Consider the following 18293-nt stretch of genomic DNA (forward strand, 5'->3'; position numbering starts at 1 on the left):
TAAGCCGTGCAGTTTGTGGGTATTACCCAACCTGCGTTAGCGAAAACCGCCTTGGAGGGTGACATCATCGCAAGGTCGGGGGGCAAAGGATTGCCGATGCCAACCCATGGAGACAGCCGTAGCGCCATGTCCGGTCTGATTGCCGAGATCGGCTCGCCGGTCCGGCTGCGCCGCCATCATTATATCCTCCGCCGCGGAGAGCGACCCGGCGCCGTGCTTCTGCTGCAGGACGGATGGGCTGCTCGTTTCAAGCTGCTGCCCGACGGGCGGCGACACATCTCGCAATTCTACATGCCGGGAGACGTCTGCGACCTCAGCTGGCTTGTCTCGAAAGAGGCAGGTCAAGCGGTAACGGCGCTCACGCCGATACGGGCGATTTCGGTCGATCGGCAAACGATCGAATCCCGGCTGGGATCCGACGCAGGCTTTTCGCATTGTGTGGCGGCGGACTCGCTGATCCGCCTCGAGGCGCAGGCCGAATGGATGGTCACGCTCGGATGCCGTTCCGCGATCGAGCGTCTCGGCCAGCTGATCTGCGAACTCTATCTACGCCTTGAGAGAGCGGACCGGGCCGGCAACTTCAAATGCGACTTTCCACTTTCGCAGCAGCATCTTGCCGATTTTACCGGAATGAGCTCGGTGCATGTTTGCCGCACCCTGCGGCGAATGAAGCGGGACAGGCTGCTGGATCTCAGGCGCCGTAGCTTGGCAATATTCGATTTCGCCCGTCTCGCCCGTTCCTGTGCCTTCAGTGGTGCCTATCTAGATGAGGATCGTCGCGAGCGTAGCAAGCAGCTTTTGGCTGCCTGAAACGCCACGGGGGAACGCGCATGGTGGGCGGATCCCCCGCAGTGAACTGAAGCGCAAAAGGCGATGGGGACATTCGGAAAATCTGCGCTCGGCTGCCGCACGACCGGCCAGTTCGCTGCGGTACCACAGTTTGGAAGGCGCCCGGCGAGACTTTACAGGGCTTGCAGGCTCATGTTCCCGGACATTGAGGCAAGGGCCGCAGCTTACACTGTGAAATTCTTAGCCTGTGTCAATTCCCTTGCGTTGCGCCATCCGGCGCGGGAACGATCGGACTGCCGCAGCGTCGGCGTCATATAACTCAAGCCACGGAGCAGACTTATGAAACGCCTCGCTATTCTCAGCCTTCCAGCCTTCGCCCTCCTGGCTGCCTGCAACAGCGCTTCCGACAATGGCACAAGCCAGAGCGAAAGCGTGGCGGTCCCGACCGACGATGGCGCGACGGCTATGCCCGATCCCGCCTCGGACACCGACAACAGCAATGCCGGTGCGGCAGGGTCGAGCATGTCGGACGACAGCTCCACCATGTCGGCGCCCTCCGGACCCGACACGTCGCAGGGCGGAACCGGATCGACGAGCGGGCAGGGATCGCAGGGCGGCCCGGGCACATCCGGTGCATCGGCCCCCGATAACGGGGCGACCGGAAGCGGAACCCAGAGCGATACCACGAGCCGGAAGGGTGTGACGCCTCCTCCGGGCCAGTGACGTGATATCCCGTATCGACGGTTCCCTGGGGCGCCGCCTTTCGAGTTCTCGCCTGCACCCAGCTTTCCCCTGACGCAGGCGATGGTCGCTGCGGCCGGCAAGTGCGATATTCTGGCCGGTCCGCAGCGATCCACTCATTGCGCGATGCGGAAGCCGCGGCCATTCCAGTCCCGGCGAGGGATCTTGTAAATGTCGAAATCGGCTGCGGCGACAGTTCCGCTATCTCGATCCCGGGCTAAATCGCGGAAAATTCTCAGGCGGGGGAAGCGATCACTGTCATGAGCCGGTTCACGCGAAGTGATGCTGTCCAACGGCGGCTTTCCGAACTGGGCACCAATGGTTCATGCCGCGGCGTGGCTTGAGCCGGTGCCGCGCTATCCCTGTTGCGGTCGGATGTCGAAGCCCGCAAGTGACGGTTCGGCCGACCATTTTGCAGCCAGCGCCTCGGCGCGCGTTTCGCTATATCCGTTCACTATGGCAGAAAACTCGTGATGCCCGCCATCGAGGCGTTGGTCGATTGTAATGGCCGCGAGCTGCTCGGACGCGAGCATGGCGGCGAAGCCCGTCATCGTCACCTCCTCTTCTTTGCGAAACCTTGCCATGATGTGCGCGACACGGCGTCTCGGCGCATATCTCTCGGTTATTGTAACCGCTGCGAGGACGAGGAGAGTCGCGGCTGCGCCGAAAACGGCAAGCTGGTAGAAGCCGATCCCGAACAGCATACCGAGGGTCGCGGTCATCCAAAGCGACGCTGCGGTGGTGAGCCCGCGGACATTGAAACCCTCGCGGAAGATGACGCCGCCGCAGAGAAAGCCGATGCCTGTCAGGATGCCATGCGCCATGCGAACCGGGTCGATCCGCACGACTTCGCGCGGCGCATCGTTGAGCCACGCCATCTGGTGCACGGCCGATAACATCAGAAGGCAGCAGGAAAGGCTGACGAGGACATGTGTTCGGAGGCCTGCGGGGCTGGCGCGATACTCGCGCTCGGCGCCTATGACGACCCCGGCGGCGATCGCGCCGGCGATGGGCCAAAGAAGGTGGGGATCGAGTAGGTTCATCGGGTCAGGGTTCCCAAGAGGCCGCGGCAAGCGATAATGTCGGTAGACACGCCTCAGCCATCCAGCGGAGCAAGAGTGCGGACGAAGCGGTAGCTGGCCTGCTCGAACTTCCTGGCGCGGAAAAAGCCGTGCGCATTGTCGATCATGACATCGCTCATGGCTTCGACGATGCGGCAGCCCGCCTCTTCGAGTGCCTTTTCGGCGGCGGTCAGCATTGCCGTCCCGATGCCGCGCCGCCGGTGCTTCCCGTCGACGAGCAACAAAGTGACCCGGCCTACACGGCCGTGCTGCAAAGTTGGCACCGCCGTCCAGGCACAGCAGCCGACGGGCTTGGCAAGTTCGGCAATCATGATCCCGCCGCGTGCTTTCATCAGGGCCGCGAGATTTTCCTCGATCGCTGCGTCGCGGTGCGGGCGTCGAAGCTGGCCGAGCAGATCGCGCAAGGCGCCAGCGTCTCCCGCCCGGGCAGGCCTGATGTTTAGGGCAGGAGCTGGTTCGGGCTCGACAAGCCGGAGCCTCGGCGTCGCGCGCGCCGGGGGCGGAGGATCTTGTGGCCGCGAACGCGCCGGGGTCTTTGAGCGCGGAGGCGCGGCCGAATGTTTGCGCGGTGCGCGTCCGTGCTCATCATCCCGGTCGTCGCCGCGAGTGCGGGTGTTCTTCGAATTCCTGCGAGAAGGGGCCGGACCGGGGGACGCCTCGGCAGACAATTTCCAGCTGCTCACGGCGCCGCCGCGGAGAAAATTCTCGACCTCGGCGGCGCTCGCCTCGAGTCCGTTGTCGCCGATGCCGAGCAGCGGCTTGCCGGCGGCATCGGTGAGGCCGAATTTGCCGAAGTCGCCAATCCCTGGCGTGCGCTTGCGCGAGCGCACCAGTTTCAGGCCGCGGTGCTCGGCCATCGCGCGCAAATCGTCAGCGCTCGTCCGATTTGTCCTCGTCATCGCATTCGGCGCCTGCGCGTTGCCTCTCCGAGATATCGCATTTGCATTCGCTCACCTCCCGTCGCTCAGGCGCGCTTGCGCGCGGGCGCCTTCGCCGCCCTGCTCGCTGCGGGTTTCCTGGCTGCCGTTTTCGCCGCCGGCGCTTTCTTCGCGCCGGCCCTGGATTTGCCGCCGCCGTCACCGATCGACTTTTTGAGCGCGGCCATGAGGTCGACCACATTCGAACCGTTCGGTGCCTTGTCGCCCTTCTCGTCATCGAGATTGAGCGTCTTGCCCTTTTTCTTGCGCTCGATGAGGTCTCGCAGCGCCTCGACATACCGATCATGGAAGTCGCTCGCGTCGAAACGTCCCGTCTTCTTGTCGATCAGCGTGGTGGCAAGGTCTAGCAGTTCCTCGTCGGGGTCGCCCTCGCCAATGTCGCGAAAATAGCTCGCCGCCTTATTGACCTCGTCGGCGTAGCGCAGCGTCTCCATCACGAGCCCACGTCCGCACGCCTTGACGCTCACGACATATTCGCGCCCGCGCATGGCAAGCTGGCCGAGACCGACCTTCTGACTGCGGCGCAGCGCCTCGCGCAGCACGATAAACGCCTCTTCGGCGAGTTCGTCGGCGGGCACGACATAATAGGGCTTCTCGAAATATATCTCGTCGATGTCCTGCGCCTCGACGAACTGGGTGAGCTCGAGCGTCTTCTTGCTTTCGAGCTTGACGCCTTCGATCTCTTCCTCGTCGAGCAGGACATATTGGTCCTTGGCATATTCGAAGCCCTTGACGATCTCGTCGACGTCCACAGGTCCGATGCCGGGCACGACCTTCTCATATTTGATGCGTTTGCCTGAAGGCTCGTGGATCTGGTTGAAGGCTATCGTCGCGCCGCTCTTCGTCGCCGAATAGACTTCGACGGGGATAGAGACGAGCGCGAGGCGGATCTGGCCTTTCCAATAGGGGCGCGCGGCCATTTGAGACTCCTTTTGAACCGATAAGAGTTCAATTCGCGCGTGGCGCGGACGTTCCAGCCCATTGCTTCTACAGACCGGGCGAATGTCGATTATTTGGGTCGTGCGGCGAGAGTGGTCCGACCTTCTGTCAGGCTCGACCCGGTCGCCTATGCGGTTCTTATGCTTGCAATCGGCACCTTTGGCAGCCGCAGACCAGTCGTGGAGACAAAGAAGCGAGAACCGCTGCTGCGGAGGGGGCGGTGCGGCAGCGGTTCCCGAGGGAGGAGACATCTTGCGCAATGGTTGCTAGCACTCCTTGCTAACGAAAGAACAAGGCACGATCGCTTTCATTGTTCCAGAAGCTGTCACAGGTTAAGGATTGCACCGGCGATCGTCTGGACGGTGTCAGTCCTCGTCTTCGAGCCGATCGAGTTCCGCGTCGGTTGCGTCTGCGAGCGCGGCCGAAATAAAGTCGCCAAGGTCTCCGACATCTTCCTCGATTTCCTGCCGGCTGATGCCGTCATTTTCGGCGTCGATGAGGAAGCGCGCGAGCGTTGCCTCGGTCTCGGGATGGGGGCCCTCATCGGGAGCATAAACCGTCGGCTGGATATTCTCCGCGACCCACTGATTGGCGAAATCGATTCCGAGCTGGCTCATGCCGCGGCTCCCTGCGTATCCTGCAACGATCTTGATCGGGCAAATTCGCCACCCGCCTCCGCCGGCTCGATCTCGTAGACAATCGGCTTGAAGGTCCCGCCGCAGCTGTCATAGGCGGAGCAGGCCGTGAGACCGATCACGAGATCAGCAAGCGCGCGCAGCCGAACGTAATCGCCAGGCCTTGTCGCGGGTGGAAGAACCTTCAGCCGGCCTTCGCCATCGACCGGGACATTCATGAAGATATTGAATGCGACGGGAATCGCATCGGATTCGATGCCAAAGGGCGCCAGCGCTTCGGCGAGGTTGCCGAAACAACCGCGATGGACGGGCTTGTCCGCATAGAAGTGCCGGAAGGTTGCCTCGCTGCACGGGGTTAGTAGGAAGTCGTGCGTCCCGGCGCTGTCCTCGATAATCTCAAGCATCGGGGTCGAGCGGTTCGACCAGAGCCTATGTCCCGTCGTCAGGCGGATGCTTTCTTCATAGTCGAACGTCCGGCCATTCGAGATGGCCTCGCGAACATCCGCCTGCATGAAGGCGAGCATGTCGGATACCTGCCCGCCCTCCGGGTCGGTGACCTTCAGTATTTGACCCTTCTCGAGGATAAAGGCGGTGCCGCTGCGCGGCGATATGGTCACACTCATGTGATACTCCGAACGATCATGGTTATGTCTGGACTTTCGTGGCCGTCGGGCTTCCGCGTCAGCCGCGTCCCGCGCTCTGCTCCACATGCAAGCGCTGGCAATTGGCGACGATGTCGGCCACGGGCGCAGGCTTGGCGAAAAAAAGGCTGTCGGGCACCTGCCGATCGGCCCGCGGCGCGTTGGCCGAGGCGTAAATGACGCCGCAATCGGGCCTCGATTGCCGGAAGATTTCGGCAAGCTCCCAGCCGCTGATGTCACCGCCTAGGCGGATGTCGGTCACAAGAATGTCGATGTGACGATCATCGTTCAGAAGCTCGACGGCCTCTTCTGCGGAACTTGCCTGGATGACGGTCAGACCGGCGGATTCAAGCGCGTCGGCCATAGTAAACAGAAGCAGGAATTCATCTTCGACGACCATGACGACACAGGCGCGCGATTTCGGGGTGTCGGTCATGATCGGGTCGCTGCGCCATCGGGATAGGAAATCGACATGGGAAGGTCCTTGCGGCCGGAAAGCCGGAGTAGCACAAGGAACGGACGACGCGGCAGAGAGTTTCCCACGAGCGACGAATTTCGTTTCTGTTGTAGCTGTTAAGAGGATTTCAGAATGCCCGAACGGGTCGACCTGCCGGGCCATGCCGAACATGAGATTGCGCAGCAACGGCTGGCGGCGATCGTCGAATCTTCCGACGATGCCATCATCAGCAAGGACCTGAACGGCGTGGTGGTGAGCTGGAACCACGCCGCCGAGCGCTTGTTCGGCTATAGCGCGGAAGAGATGATCGGCCAGTCGATCCTTACGCTCATCCCCGACGCGCGCCACGATGAGGAGGCGCTCATTCTCGGCCGCATACGGCGCGGCGACCGCGTCGAGCATTTCGAAACCATACGACGCCGCAAGGATGGATCGCTCTTCGACATCTCACTGACCGTATCGCCGATCCGGCGCGCGGACGGGACCGTGATCGGCGCCTCGAAGATTGCGCGCGACATCACCGACCGTCGGCGCATCGAGGCACAGCTCGCCCGCCAGGCGCGCTCGCTTGCCCAGCTTAACCGCGTTGCCGCCGTCGTTTCGAAAGACCTCGACCTCGAGCGTATCGTCCAGTCGGTAACGGATATCGCGACCGAACTGAGCGGCGCGCGTTTCGGCGCCTTCTTCTATAACAAGCTCGACGCCGACGGGGAAAGCTATCTCCTCTTCAGCCTGTCGGGCGCGCCGCGCGAGGCCTTCGAGCGTTTCGGCATGCCGCGTAACACCGACTTGTTCGACCCGACGTTCCGCGGCGAAGGCGTGGTCCGCTCGCCCGATATCCGCGAGGATCCGCGCTATGGGCGCAATTCGCCTCACTACGGCATGCCCGAGGGCCATCTCCCGGTGGTTAGCTATCTTGCGGTACCGGTCGTTTCATCATCGGGAGACGTGCATGGCGGCCTCTTTTTCGGCCATGACGAGCCGGCGATGTTCGGCGATGACATCGAGACACTTGTTCTCTATATCGCGGCGCAAGCGGCCGTCGCAATGGACAATGCGCGCCTGCACGAGGCGGCCCGGAACGAGATCGCCCAAAGACGCCGCGCGGAGGAAGCGCTCGAGCTTTCGCTTGCTGAACTGCGTCACCGCGTCAAAAACAGCCTCGCCATGGTCCAGGCGATCGCCTCGCAAACCTTTCTGAACGCGCCGGTCGACGAGCGCCACGCATTCGAGGCACGCGTCCGCGCGCTTTCAGAAGCGCATGATCTGCTGACCGAAAAAAATTGGGGCATCGTGTCGGTCGCCGAGATGATCGAGCGCGCGCTTCACCTTTTCGTCAAACTTCACCCCGGGCGGATATCCCTCGAAGGCCCGGACATGGATTTCCCGGCGAGCAAGGCGCTGCTGGTTGCCATGGTCCTGCACGAGCTTGCGACCAATGCCGTGAAATATGGCGCGCTTTCGAACGACACCGGCCGCGTCACCGTCGATTGGGAAGAACGCGGGGATGCGGACGCGAGCCGCCTCATATTATTCTGGACCGAGACGGGCGGCCCGGCGGTGACCGAGCCTTCGCGCCGGGGGTTCGGGTCGCGAATGGTCGAGCGCGCGCTGCGCGGGCAGCGCGGCGACGCCGAAATTATCTTCGATCCGGTCGGCGTGCGCTGCACGATCCAGTTACCCGCCTGAGGCGATCTTCTGCGATTGCGGGCCGGGCAGGGCGGCGAGTGCGGCGTTGAGGCCCTTGATCGTATAGGGCTTCATCAGCACCGGACAGCGCGCATAGACGGGTGCCGGCGGCTCGATGAAACCGCCCGTCGCGACGAGAAAGGGGATATTCGCCGCCGCAAGCGCGTCCGCAACGGGGTCGCTCGTCTCACCATCGGCAAGCACGATATCGATGATCGCCGCGTCGATCTTGCGATCGGACAGGATGGCGAGCGCGCTCGCGACGCAGTCGGCCGACCCCACGGGCTCGTGCCCCAAGAGTTCCAGATATTCCTCGAGCATCAGGGCAAGGACGGGGTCATCTTCGACGATCAGGACGCGGCTGCTCATGATCTTGGCTCCCCAACCGCCGTTTGCGGGAAAGCCGAAGCTGACCGGCGCCACGCCGCGGCCACGAGGGGTTGCGGCAACTGCCCGCCATGAGCCTTAACATAGGTCAGCGAATCGCGACTTTGCGGGGGCTTGGCCTGCTCCCTTCTCTGAAGCGCCATCGCAACCGGCTCCGGAATGCCTGCGCAACCGGCTGCGGTCCTCAACGTTTGCGAGAGATGACATCGCCGAAAGCCAAGAGCAGCCTAAGATCCGCGCCGCGGGTTACGCCCGATGGGCGATATCTTGTCGTTCGCGGCCGGCTCTGGCGAATGTCCGATCCCGCGCTCGCGGACACCGACCGCCAATCCTATGTCGACCGCTTGATGGACGCGCGGCGCGCCGTCGCGGCTGCACTCAGGTCAGGTGACCCGATAGCCGAGGCGGCAGCCCGCGCGGACGTCGATGCCGCGAAGCACGCGCTCGGTGAGCGGGGTCCGGTCTGGTGGGACGACGGCGCACCCGATCTCGGACGCAAGCTGGTATCGAATACGATTTATGCGGACTGGTTTACCGGCGACGAAGCAGACGAAGCTCCGCCCTCTGCGTAACCGGGCTTCAATGCGAACTTCGCTCCTCGCCATGCGTATCACTGACATCGACTTTCAAGGAGATACGAGATGACCGAAGACACGACACCGCGCGGCCCGCTCGGAGATGCGCGGCCCGATGGCGCCGAGCGCGCGCCGACCCCTGGCGGCCAGCCCCAGGAGAAGGTTGAGGACCGCGAAAATGTCGGAACCGTGAAGCCCGAGGATTATCCGCTCGGCGACCGCGCTTCGGCGGACACGGCGGGCCTCAACCGCGGCCATCGCCGCAGCACCGGCAGCGGACCGGTCAGCGGAAGCGGTGCGGGCGCGGGCGGGAAGGGCAATCCCGAAGATTATGACAGCGATCCCCAGGGCGGCGGCGGCAAGGCCGGCGTGCGCACCGACAACGGTCCGAAGGACGGCGCCGACGCGCCGGTAGGTGGCAGCCGATAAGTCTCTCGAGCTCGCGCCGGCGCGGATCAGCCTTCGGTTCGGCCCGGAGGCAGTCCGCGCGTCGCGGGCCTAAGCGCATTATAACGTGGGAGCCCGTCGAGCGGGAGAGCCCATAAGGGTGCTTCCGCGACGTAAAGCCGGAACTCCGGCGTCACCGCGCCAGGATCGTCGAGCGTTCCGACGGTGATATCGATCTCCGTCGGTTGGTGCGCGACGTGGATGGTAAGGGGAGAACCGCAGTCGCGGCAATAAGTGCGGGTGCCAAAGGCCGTGGAGGCGAAGCGGCCGACCCGGTCCTCGCCCTCGACAATCTCATAGTCGCTTGCCGCAACCGTCGTGAACACCATCGCCCCGGACCCCGACACATGTTGGCAGACCCTGCAGTGGCACCAGCCGGTGTCATAAGGTTCAGCGTTCAGCCGATAACGCACCGCCTTGCAGGCGCAGCCACCGTTCAGTATCACTTTTCTTGGCCTTTCCTGTCACGCGCTGACCTCGCGGCGGCGAGTTCGACCCATGCGGGTGCATGGTCGCTTGTCTTGTCCCATCCACGCGGCCTTGTATCGACGCCGGCGGCGCTCAGCTTCTTGGTCGCGGGCGGGTTGAGGAGCAGATGGTCGATACGGATGCCCGCGTTACGCTCGAACGACTGCCGCCAATATGCCCAGAAACTGTAGATTCGCTGATCGGGATGGAGATGGCGGATAGCGTCGGTCCAGCCCAGGTCGAGCAGGCGCTGATAGGCTGCCTTTGCTTCGGGCGCGAAGAGCGCGTCATCCTTCCAGTTTTCAGGCTTGTAGACGTCGAGATCGGTCGGAATGACATTATAGTCGCCGCACGCGACGACGGGCGCATCGAGGTCGAAGAGCGAAGCGAGATGGACATGAAGCCGCTCCATCCAGCGCAGCTTGTAATCGAACTTCGGACCTGGCCAGGGATTGCCGTTCGGAAGATAGAGCCCCGCCACGAGGATGCCGCCGACGGCGGCCTCGATATAACGGCTCTGCTCGTCGGCGGGATCGCCGGGAAGTCCGCGCCGCGTCTCGTGAATCTCCCCGATCCGGCTCAGCATGGCCACTCCGTTCCAGCGGCTCTGGCCATGCCAGATCACGTCATAGCCCGCGTCGCGGATCTCCTTTTCCGGAAATTTTTCCTGCGGCGCCTTCAGTTCCTGGAGGCAGACGATGTCGGGCTCTGCCAGCGCGAGCCATTTAAGCAATATGGGCAGGCGCCCGCCGATACCGTTCACGTTGTAGGTCGCGATTTTCACAGGTCGGGCAGTGCCTGGTCGGCGCGCCCCCAGCCTTGCAGGGACTTGAGATCCGCGCGCTTGAGCAGGAGTGCCGCGTCGGTGATGCGAAAATGCGACGGCTTGTCGATCGTCTCCATTTCCTTCCACGTGATCGGAGCGGCGACGGGCGCGCTCTCGCGGGCGCGCGCCGAGTAAGGCATGACCGCGGTCGCGCCGCGCTGATTGCGCAGATAGTCGACGAAGATGCGGCCCTTGCGCTGCGCCTTGGGCAATGCCGATGTAAATTTCTCTGGATCCATTTGGGCCACCGCCTGTGCGAGCCGATAAGCGAAATCCTTGACCTCGGGCCATTCGGCGCGCGGGGTGAGCGGCGCTATCACATGCACGCCCTTGCCGCCGGTGAGCATCGGAAACGTCTCAAGCCCCATCGATTTCAGGATATCGCGGAACTGGAAAGCGGCCATGCGCACCGCCTCGAAGTCGAGACCGACGTCCGGGTCGAGGTCGAAGACCAGCCGATCGGCCTTCTCGACATCCTCGATGCGCGCGCCCCAGCCGTGAAATTCGATCGTGCCCATCTGGACGCAGGTAAGCAGCCCGTCGGGTGTGTCCATGTACAGATAGGGCTCGGTCTCGCCGTCCTTCTCAACGATCGCGACATGCTTGACTGCCTCACCGAAACTTCCCGCGTCATGCTTCTGGAAGAAGCATTTCTTGGCGCGCCCCTGCGGACAGCGCACGAGGCTGATCGGCCGCGAGCCCGCCCAGGGCAGCATGATCGCGGCCACCGCAGCATAATAATCGGCGAGCTCCCCCTTCGTCAGATTGGCCTCGGGAAAGATCACACGGTCGCGGTTGCTGATCGGCACCGCGGCCGGGTGCGCCGCCTGGCCGGCGTCGGCCTCGGTTTCGATCACGACGGCCTCCGGTTTCTTGTCTTCGCGAAGGCCGAGATAGCTTGGATGCCTCAGCGTCCCCTCGCGCGTCATCTCGGTGTAGGCAATCTCGGCAACAAGCTTTGGCTTGATCCAGTGTGCGCCCCGAACCTGCGATCTCGGCGCCTTGACTGTCGGCTGCTTCTGTTCGAGCGGCTTCATCAACGCCTGAAGGCGGAAGAGTTCCTCGGTATCGAAGCCGGTACCGACCTTGCCGGCATAGCGAAGTTCGCCATTCTCGTGAACGCCGAGCATGAGCGAGCGGAACGACCGGGACGTGTCGGAGGGCGTCCAACCGACGATAACGAACTCTTGCCGTTTGATGCATTTGGTCTTCAGCCAGCTGCCGCTCCGCGAGCCGATATAGCGGGCCTCGGCACGTTTTGAGATCACGCCCTCGAGCCCGGCTGCGCAGAAGCTCGCAAGCAGCTTCTCGCCACTGCCCTCGATATGATCCGAGAAGCGAATGCGTTTGCTTGCCTTGGGCAGCAGCGCCGCTAGCCGAGCCTTGCGTTCGGTCAGCGGCAGCGCTGTCAGGTCCTCGCCGTCGAGCTCGAGGAGGTCGAACGCGAAAAAGTCGATCAGATCGGGAGAGCTTTTGAGAGCGTTTTGCAGTGACTGGAAATTGGAGCGGCCATCGGAATCGAGGACCACCGCCTCTCCGTCGACGAGGGCGCTGCGGACCTTGAGGCGGGCCGCCTCAGCGAGCAGCGGCTCGAACCGTTCCGACCAATCCAGTCCCGACCGGGTAAAGGCGCGCGCTTCGGCCCCGCCCACGGCGACGAGAAGCCGATAGCCGTCATATTTCATCTCGTGCAGCCAGCCGCTGCCAGTCGGCACGCTATCGACCAACGTTGCGAGCTGGACCGGTCGAAACGGGGGAGGAGACTGGTTCGGGCGCTTGCGTGTGGGCATGACGTTCAGACGTTCCGCCAGATAGTTCGTTCCGGGGCCGAGGAGCGCCAACTTCGCGGCGCTCCCTGCCTCATTCGAGCCTCGGACTGACGACACCCGACGTGTAGCGCAGGTTGTTTTGCACATGCCGCACCCCCACTACGTCCTCGGCGCAATCCTCTGCGCGCCGTTTCGACCGGCGATCCTCCACGGTGCCCGCCAGCGTCACCTCGCCGTTGAGGACGCTGACCTCGATTTCCGACGCATCGACCCATATGTCCTCGGTCAGCCTGTCGTTGACATCTTCCCGGATGCGCTCGTCGGCGCGGGTATAATTTTTCGGGCCGCGGCCGCGATGATCCTTCTCGCGCCTCCGCCGCGCGTCGCGATCGCCGAGCCAGGACATGAATTCGTCGCCGGCGCGATCGAAAAAGCTGCGGCCGCCCTCACGATCGTCGGCGCCGCGCTGCGGTTGGTTTCCGTAAGGCGAATAACCCGGTGTCGGAGGGAAACCGAGTTCGCTTGGCCAGCCGAATCCCCTGCCGCCGCCTTCGCCGCGCCGGATCTCGCGCTGGTCGGCCCGGCCGTACGGGTTGTACCGCCCACTGCGCCCATCATATGACGCGGCGCGCGGGTGCTGTTCGAACCCCCGATGGCGACTATGGTCCCGCGGCGGGTATCCATCCTCGTCACTGCCGCGCCGCGCCTGGCCGAACCGGTCTGCGCCGCGCTCTTCATCGTCATACGCTGCATAGGACCGTGCGATGTCGCCGCCCCGGCCTCCACCCCGGCGCGGCGAAATCCCGTCATCATCGGCTCTGCCGTCGTCGTCGCTGCGGCGCGGGCCGCGTTCGTCGAACCTGTCCATATGTCCGCTCCTTCGTCGATGAGAGATCGCGCGTTGCAGCGACCTCATGGCTGACAGGGTGACGAACCGGCAATATCAAAGGTTCCGGCAACGCTCGCCCCGCCGATCGAAAACTGCTTCTGTTCGAGCCGCGATTTCAAACCATCGGGATGGAGATGGCCGGGCATGCCGGCGACATCTGCAGCGTGGGCCGGCGCTGCATCGCGGCGGGATTTTCATCCGGCCGCGCGTTTTCGGCGCGTTTCCCAACCCTTTTTGGCGGCGGCGGAGCGATCGGCGGCGCTTCGGCTCGAACCGCCTTTCTTGCCGCCCTTGCGCGAGGATTCGTGCGTGTCCTTCTTGCCGCGGCCCGAGCCCGATTTGTTGCCGCCGCCCGATTCCTTGTTCACCGTCGCCCAGGCACGGCTCTCGGCTTCCTTCTTGCCAACGCCGCGCTTCTCATAGCCTTGCTCGATATGCTCGGCCTTGCGTTTCTGCTTGTCGGTGTAGCTGGACTTGTCGCCGCGGGGCATCGCTGTTCTCCTTAGCTCTCCCGTTTCGAACCGGGGACGGCGCAGGAAGTTCCACATCGAGCGCGTCGCATGGGGGGATAACCGTCCGGATTTAACCTGCGTTAGCAGCTTCGCCGAAACTCGTCCGTCGGGCTGCTCGCTAGGGAACTTCGAAGGCGTCCGGACGTCGCTCGGGTGCGGGTGGGGCAAGAAGGAGCCCCGAATGATCAACGAACGCGACGCCCACACCGAACAGCCAAGCCTCGACGGGCGCGGCGCAATCATCACTGGCGGCACGACGGGTATCGGACGCGCGATCGCCATTCTCCTCGCAAGTTATGGCGTGCGGGTCTTCGTCTGCGGCCGGACGCCGGAGCACCTCGACGATGCGCTCAAGCGTATCGACGAGGTCGGCGAGGGCGATGGCATCAATGTCGACCTGTCGGTAGCCGAGGATGTCGACCGCTTCTTCGAGGCGGCCGAGGCCTATCTCGGCACGATCGACATCGCGGTCATCAACGCCGCCATTCCTGCCGCGGCGCTGGCCGACAGCGGCGAGAGCGAGACGCGCTATCAGCTCGATACCGATCTTACCGCATATCTTATCTGCGCTCAGGAGGCCGCCCGGCGGATGTCCGCGGGGAGCGATATCATCTTCATCGGTTCGATGTCGGCGGTCTCGAAGGGCCCCGGCAGCTCTATCTATGTCGCCGCGAAGTCCGGTATCCAGGGATTTGTTCCTTCGTTCAGAAAGGAACTGGCCGAAGAGGATATCAAGGTCGGGTTGATCGAGCCCGGTTTCACCGGCGCCGATTTCCAATATCCGGAGTTTCCGCCCGAGAAGCAGCGTGAGCTCATCAACGCCGACAAGATGCTGCGCGCCGAAGATATCGCGGCGGCCACATATTTCATGCTGACGCAGCCGCGCCGCACCGCGGTGTCGCTCATGCGCGTCGAGACGCGCCTCGAGCACCCCTGAAAAAATATCCCGGCCCAGGATCTCACTTCATCATAAGGATCATATCATGACTGCATCGACTTTTTCCTCGCACGACATTCTCAAGAACCCCGCCGCGCTGATCGGCGCGACTGCGATCGGCTTCGCGGTCGGCCTTGCCGCCAATCTCGGTCGCAAGGCCGTCGTCCAGGGCGTCACCGCGGCGCACGGCGAATGGGACGAAGGGCTCAAGGCCGAGCATCGCGCCACGCTCAAGATTTTCGATGCGATCGAAGCGACCGGCGAGAAGAACGGCATGCGCCGCAACATGTACCTGATCCAGCTGAAGCATGCCCTTTCGAAACACGCCTTCGAGGAGGAGAATGTCGTGTATCCCGCGATGCGCGATCATGGGCAGGTCGAAGACGCCGACCAGCTGATCCACGATCATGGCTATGTAAAACAATATCTCTTCGACCTCTCCGAGATGGACGTGTCGAATCCGGCGTGGATCGGCAAAGTCCGGGATTTCCGGCGCGACCTCGAGAAGCATATCCGCGCGGAAGAGGAAGAGCTTTTTCCGAAACTGCGCGATGCGCTCGGCGAAGCGGGAAATGCGCATGTGACGAGCGTCATGAACAAGGCCGGTTTCGCGGCGGCCTGAGACGCTGCTGCGAATGGCAGTCAGCAGCCGACGCCCGGTGTCGACCGCGCATCCCGGGGCGGCAGTCGCTGCCGCCCCGGAATGCGCGGGCTGACAATCGCTAGCGCTAGCCGGACGCAGGCTCCTGGACTTTGACGCCGGCGCGCCGCGTGCGCGAGCGAAGAATTTGATTGGCCATTGCCTCGAAAACCGCTGCCGATCGGAGGCTGCGGTTCCTCACCTGTTCAAGGTCGGTCGACGCCGCCTCTGCTCTGCAGATCTCCGCCTGCGCCTGATAAAAGTCGAGGGTGTCCGACATGCGATCTCCTTTTGTTGCAGCAGAAACAGGGTGCGTGGTGTGAGAGCCAGCCGTGGAAAATGTCGGCGCTTTTTGCTTGAGACGGCGAAGCTGCGCGGCCGGACGAAGGTCAAGCCGCGCCGGGAACGCGCTGCGTGGACGGTCGGTAGCGGCGGTCCGGCCCCAAGCTGAGGGAGGTCGCTGTCACGAGCACTGCCGTCAGATGCCGCGCGTCAGCCCCCCGCCTTCGCATCGAGATCGACCTGCAGCTCGCGCGGCCAGTGGCGCAGCGCCCGGCACGCCTCGATAAAGGACTTGGCATCGCCAGCCTTTTCAAGGGGAATGCACGCGTCGTCGAGGTCGCTACCGATGCCGGCCGCGTCAAAGATCGGCGCGGCTTCGGCGCTGAAGCCGATAAACTTGCAATGGGCAAAAGCGTCGGAGGCGAAATCCTTGGCAGCGGCGTCGGCGGCAAGCTCGGCGGCGCCTTCTTCCGAAACCAGGATCGCAACCGCGTCGAAGAGCACCGAAGGTCCGCCATCGATCTTGTGGCGCGCCGCCACCTTCGTCCCGTCGGCGAGCGCGACCCCGCCAATCTTCGCCGCCACGACGTCGTACATCGCACCCTCGGCATCGAGCGCCTTCACCAGCGCCTTGAACAGGGTCGGGTTGGCGCCATCGCTCAGCAGGATGCCGACCTTGCGGCCCTTGAAACTTGCCGGACCGTTCTTGAGGATACTGAGCGGATCTGATGCCGGCAGGTCGGTGATCGGCGCGCGCGCCGCCGGGGCGGCGTCGGGCAGGGGGATGCCGAGCCCGTCGGCAACGGTGGCGGCAAGCCCCTCGTCGACATTGCGCAGATGCGAGACGGTGCGCGCGCGAATATCCGGGCGCTCGACTTTCGAGAGTTCGAACACCAGTGCGTCGCCGATATGCTTTTGCTCGATCGGTGTCTGGCTTGTGAAGAACTGGCGCGCCTGGCTGTAATGGTCGGCGAAGCTTTCGGAGCGAACGCGCTGCTTCGGCCCGTTGGGTTCGTCGGCAAAGCTGGTAAATCCGCGCACCGGGTCCTCGCGGGGGCCGCCTTCGGTGGGGCCCCAGCTGTTCGGCTCGTAGTTCACGCGGCCGACGGGGTTGCGCATCGCCATGTGGCCGTCTTGCTGGAAATGCGCCATCGGGCATTTCGGCGCATTGATCGGGATGTGGGTGAAGTTCGGACCGCCGAGGCGCTTGATCTGCGTGTCGAGGTAGGAGAAGTTTCGGCCCTGCAGCAGCGGATCGTTCGAAAAATCGATGCCCGGCGGGACATTCTGCGTACAGAAGGCGACCTGCTCGGTTTCGGCGAAGAAATTGTCGACAACCCGGTCGAGGACGAGACGTCCGATCACACGGACCGGCACAAGTTCCTCGGGAATGATCTTGGTCGCATCGAGAATGTCGAAATCGAAGCTGTCGGCGAAGTCATCGTCGAAAAGCTGCACGCCCAGCTCCCACTCGGGGAAGTCGCCGGCATTGATCGCGTCCCAGAGGTCGCGTCGGTGAAAGTCGGGGTCGGCGCCGTTGATCTTGACCGCTTCGTTCCAGACAACCGACTGCAGGCCCTGCTTGGGCTTCCAGTGAAATTTCACGAACACCGCCTTGCCCTCGGCGTTGACGAGGCGGAAGCTGTGGACGCCGAAGCCTTCCATCGTCCGGTAGGAGCGCGGAATGGCGCGGTCCGACATGATCCACATGATCATGTGGAAGCTCTCGGGCATCAGGCTGACGAAGTCCCAGAAATTATCGTGCGCCGACTGCGCTTGCGGAAAACCGCGGTCGGGCTCGGGCTTTACCGAATGGACGAGATCGGGAAATTTCATCGCGTCCTGGATGAAGAATACGGGAATATTGTTGCCGACGAGGTCCCAATTGCCCTCCTGCGTATAGAGCTTGACGGCGAAGCCGCGGACGTCGCGTGCGAGATCGAAGCTGCCTTTCGAGCCCGCGACGGTCGAGAAGCGGACGAAGGCGGGCGTCCGCTCGCCGACCCGCTGGAAGATATCCGCACGGCTATATTCCGAGAGACTGTCAGTGAGCTCGAAAAAGCCGTGGGCGCCGAAGCCGCGGGCATGAACCACACGCTCGGGAATACGCTCATGATCGAAGTGGAACATCTTCTCGCGAAAATGAAAATCCTCGAGCAGGGTCGGCCCCCGCGCACCCTGTTTCAGACTATTCTGGTCGTCGGCGACCGGAGCGCCCTGCTGCGTCGTCAATGCCGGCGCGCCGGATTCGGTCGTCTGCCGGGTCTCGCCGCCTTCGCCCTGGGCTTCGCCGAATGTTCGGCTGATCGGCGCGTCGCCGGGAATCGCGGGTGCCTTGACGGGGCTCTCGCCCGCCACATCGACCGCGTCGATGTCGGCGGGGGTCGTCGAGGCGGAGGCCTTGCCAGCGCCGGTGCTTGCGGGCGGGTTATCGCTCCGCGCCGTGGGGCTCGAATTTTTCGGTGTTTTCGTCGATGCGGCGCTTGGCATGTTCTTTCTCCGGCACGGGGGAGCCGCGGCGCGCGCAAGAGGACGCGCCGCGGCAGGGAGTAGCAACTCAACCGGTTGGAGCGCTCGAAGTTGCCGAATTTCGCGCACGACTAACCTGTGTTATGACGATTGCTGATCTCCCTTCGCGCGGCCACGCCTG

22 protein-coding genes are annotated in these 18293 nt (G+C 63.5%); 7 read left to right on the forward strand and 15 right to left on the reverse strand.

Annotated features, from left to right (window positions below; translation table 11 throughout):
• Nucleotides 1-126: 126 nt before the first annotated feature.
• A complete protein-coding gene (locus tag GGC65_RS19840) occupies nt 127-810 on the forward strand; it encodes a Crp/Fnr family transcriptional regulator (RefSeq protein ID WP_192648734.1) in 684 nt (227 codons plus the stop codon).
• Between the two features lie 318 nt (nt 811-1128).
• A complete protein-coding gene (locus GGC65_RS19845) occupies nt 1129-1512 on the forward strand; it encodes a hypothetical protein (protein ID WP_192648735.1) in 384 nt (127 codons plus the stop codon).
• 374 nt (nt 1513-1886) lie between these two features.
• On the opposite strand, the gene GGC65_RS19850 is transcribed toward GGC65_RS19845, so the two are convergent.
• The 6 genes from GGC65_RS19850 to GGC65_RS19875 all read right to left on the reverse strand — a co-directional run bounded on the left by GGC65_RS19850 (nt 1887) and on the right by GGC65_RS19875 (nt 6201).
• The gene (locus tag GGC65_RS19850) at nt 1887-2573 is read right to left on the reverse strand and encodes an MgtC/SapB family protein (protein ID WP_192648736.1); all 687 of its coding nucleotides are present in this window, start codon (nt 2571-2573) and stop codon (nt 1887-1889) included.
• A gap of 53 nt (nt 2574-2626) precedes the next feature.
• Nucleotides 2627-3469: a GNAT family N-acetyltransferase gene (locus GGC65_RS19855; RefSeq protein WP_225940923.1), complete on the reverse strand. Its 843-nt coding sequence runs from the start codon at nt 3467-3469 to the stop codon at nt 2627-2629.
• Between the two features lie 107 nt (nt 3470-3576).
• Complete coding sequence (locus GGC65_RS19860; protein WP_192648738.1) at nt 3577-4470, reverse strand: Ku protein; 894 nt, start codon at nt 4468-4470, stop codon at nt 3577-3579.
• Nucleotides 4471-4854: 384 nt separating this feature from the next.
• Nucleotides 4855-5106, reverse strand: a complete 252-nt coding sequence (locus GGC65_RS19865; RefSeq protein WP_192648739.1) for a DUF768 domain-containing protein — start codon at nt 5104-5106, stop codon at nt 4855-4857.
• Nucleotides 5103-5747 (reverse strand): DUF1989 domain-containing protein, encoded by a 645-nt coding sequence (locus GGC65_RS19870; protein WP_192648740.1) that lies wholly within the window; start codon nt 5745-5747, stop codon nt 5103-5105. The genes GGC65_RS19865 and GGC65_RS19870 overlap by 4 nt, the downstream gene beginning before the upstream one ends.
• 58 nt (nt 5748-5805) lie before the next feature.
• Nucleotides 5806-6201 (reverse strand): response regulator, encoded by a 396-nt coding sequence (locus GGC65_RS19875; RefSeq protein ID WP_192648741.1) that lies wholly within the window; start codon nt 6199-6201, stop codon nt 5806-5808.
• Between the two features lie 153 nt (nt 6202-6354).
• Here GGC65_RS19875 and GGC65_RS19880 point away from each other — a divergent pair, with 153 nt between their 5' ends.
• Nucleotides 6355-7911 (forward strand): sensor histidine kinase, encoded by a 1557-nt coding sequence (locus tag GGC65_RS19880; protein ID WP_192648742.1) that lies wholly within the window; start codon nt 6355-6357, stop codon nt 7909-7911.
• Here the strand turns inward: GGC65_RS19880 and GGC65_RS19885 are convergent.
• Complete coding sequence (locus tag GGC65_RS19885) at nt 7900-8280, reverse strand: response regulator (protein ID WP_192648743.1); 381 nt, start codon at nt 8278-8280, stop codon at nt 7900-7902. The two genes, GGC65_RS19880 and GGC65_RS19885, sit on opposite strands and share 12 nt — an antisense overlap.
• Before the next feature lie 311 nt (nt 8281-8591).
• On the opposite strand from GGC65_RS19885, the gene GGC65_RS19890 reads away from it, so the two are divergent.
• Together GGC65_RS19890 and GGC65_RS19895 are read left to right on the forward strand one after the other, a co-directional pair.
• Nucleotides 8592-8870 (forward strand): hypothetical protein, encoded by a 279-nt coding sequence (locus tag GGC65_RS19890; protein WP_225940924.1) that lies wholly within the window; start codon nt 8592-8594, stop codon nt 8868-8870.
• Between the two features lie 69 nt (nt 8871-8939).
• Nucleotides 8940-9302 (forward strand): hypothetical protein, encoded by a 363-nt coding sequence (locus GGC65_RS19895; RefSeq protein WP_192649703.1) that lies wholly within the window; start codon nt 8940-8942, stop codon nt 9300-9302.
• A 26-nt stretch (nt 9303-9328) separates the two neighbouring features.
• On the opposite strand, the gene GGC65_RS19900 is transcribed toward GGC65_RS19895, so the two are convergent.
• From GGC65_RS19900 to GGC65_RS19920, 6 genes are all read right to left on the reverse strand, one after another.
• Entirely contained in the window at nt 9329-9766 is a 438-nt protein-coding gene (locus GGC65_RS19900; RefSeq protein ID WP_192648745.1) for a GFA family protein, read from the reverse strand.
• A complete protein-coding gene (xth, locus tag GGC65_RS19905; protein WP_192648746.1) occupies nt 9763-10572 on the reverse strand; it encodes an exodeoxyribonuclease III in 810 nt (269 codons plus the stop codon). The genes GGC65_RS19900 and xth overlap by 4 nt, the downstream gene beginning before the upstream one ends.
• The gene (ligD, locus tag GGC65_RS19910; RefSeq protein WP_225941257.1) at nt 10569-12404 is read right to left on the reverse strand and encodes a DNA ligase D; all 1836 of its coding nucleotides are present in this window, start codon (nt 12402-12404) and stop codon (nt 10569-10571) included. Before ligD ends, xth begins: the two co-directional genes overlap by 4 nt.
• A 70-nt stretch (nt 12405-12474) precedes the next feature.
• Nucleotides 12475-13251 carry a BON domain-containing protein gene (locus GGC65_RS19915; protein ID WP_192648748.1) on the reverse strand — a complete coding sequence of 259 codons (777 nt, stop codon included), beginning with the start codon at nt 13249-13251 and terminating at the stop codon, nt 12475-12477.
• A gap of 44 nt (nt 13252-13295) precedes the next feature.
• The gene (locus GGC65_RS23610) at nt 13296-13418 is read right to left on the reverse strand and encodes a hypothetical protein (RefSeq protein WP_264081032.1); all 123 of its coding nucleotides are present in this window, start codon (nt 13416-13418) and stop codon (nt 13296-13298) included.
• Nucleotides 13419-13466: 48 nt separating this feature from the next.
• A complete protein-coding gene (locus GGC65_RS19920) occupies nt 13467-13763 on the reverse strand; it encodes a plasmid stabilization protein (RefSeq protein WP_192648749.1) in 297 nt (98 codons plus the stop codon).
• Between the two features lie 202 nt (nt 13764-13965).
• On the opposite strand from GGC65_RS19920, the gene GGC65_RS19925 reads away from it, so the two are divergent.
• A complete protein-coding gene (locus tag GGC65_RS19925; protein ID WP_192648750.1) occupies nt 13966-14721 on the forward strand; it encodes an SDR family oxidoreductase in 756 nt (251 codons plus the stop codon).
• 46 nt (nt 14722-14767) lie between these two features.
• Complete coding sequence (locus tag GGC65_RS19930) at nt 14768-15343, forward strand: hemerythrin domain-containing protein (RefSeq protein WP_192648751.1); 576 nt, start codon at nt 14768-14770, stop codon at nt 15341-15343.
• Nucleotides 15344-15449: 106 nt separating this feature from the next.
• Here the strand turns inward: GGC65_RS19930 and GGC65_RS19935 are convergent, their stop codons facing one another.
• Together GGC65_RS19935 and GGC65_RS19940 are read right to left on the reverse strand one after the other, a co-directional pair.
• On the reverse strand, nt 15450-15641 hold the full coding sequence (locus GGC65_RS19935; protein ID WP_192648752.1) for a hypothetical protein: 192 nt from the start codon (nt 15639-15641) through the stop codon (nt 15450-15452).
• 212 nt (nt 15642-15853) lie between these two features.
• Nucleotides 15854-18133 (reverse strand): catalase, encoded by a 2280-nt coding sequence (locus GGC65_RS19940; RefSeq protein WP_225940925.1) that lies wholly within the window; start codon nt 18131-18133, stop codon nt 15854-15856.
• Nucleotides 18134-18293: the final 160 nt, after the last annotated feature.

This window comes from Sphingopyxis sp. OAS728, assembly GCF_014873485.1.
Lineage (GTDB): Bacteria > Pseudomonadota > Alphaproteobacteria > Sphingomonadales > Sphingomonadaceae > Sphingopyxis.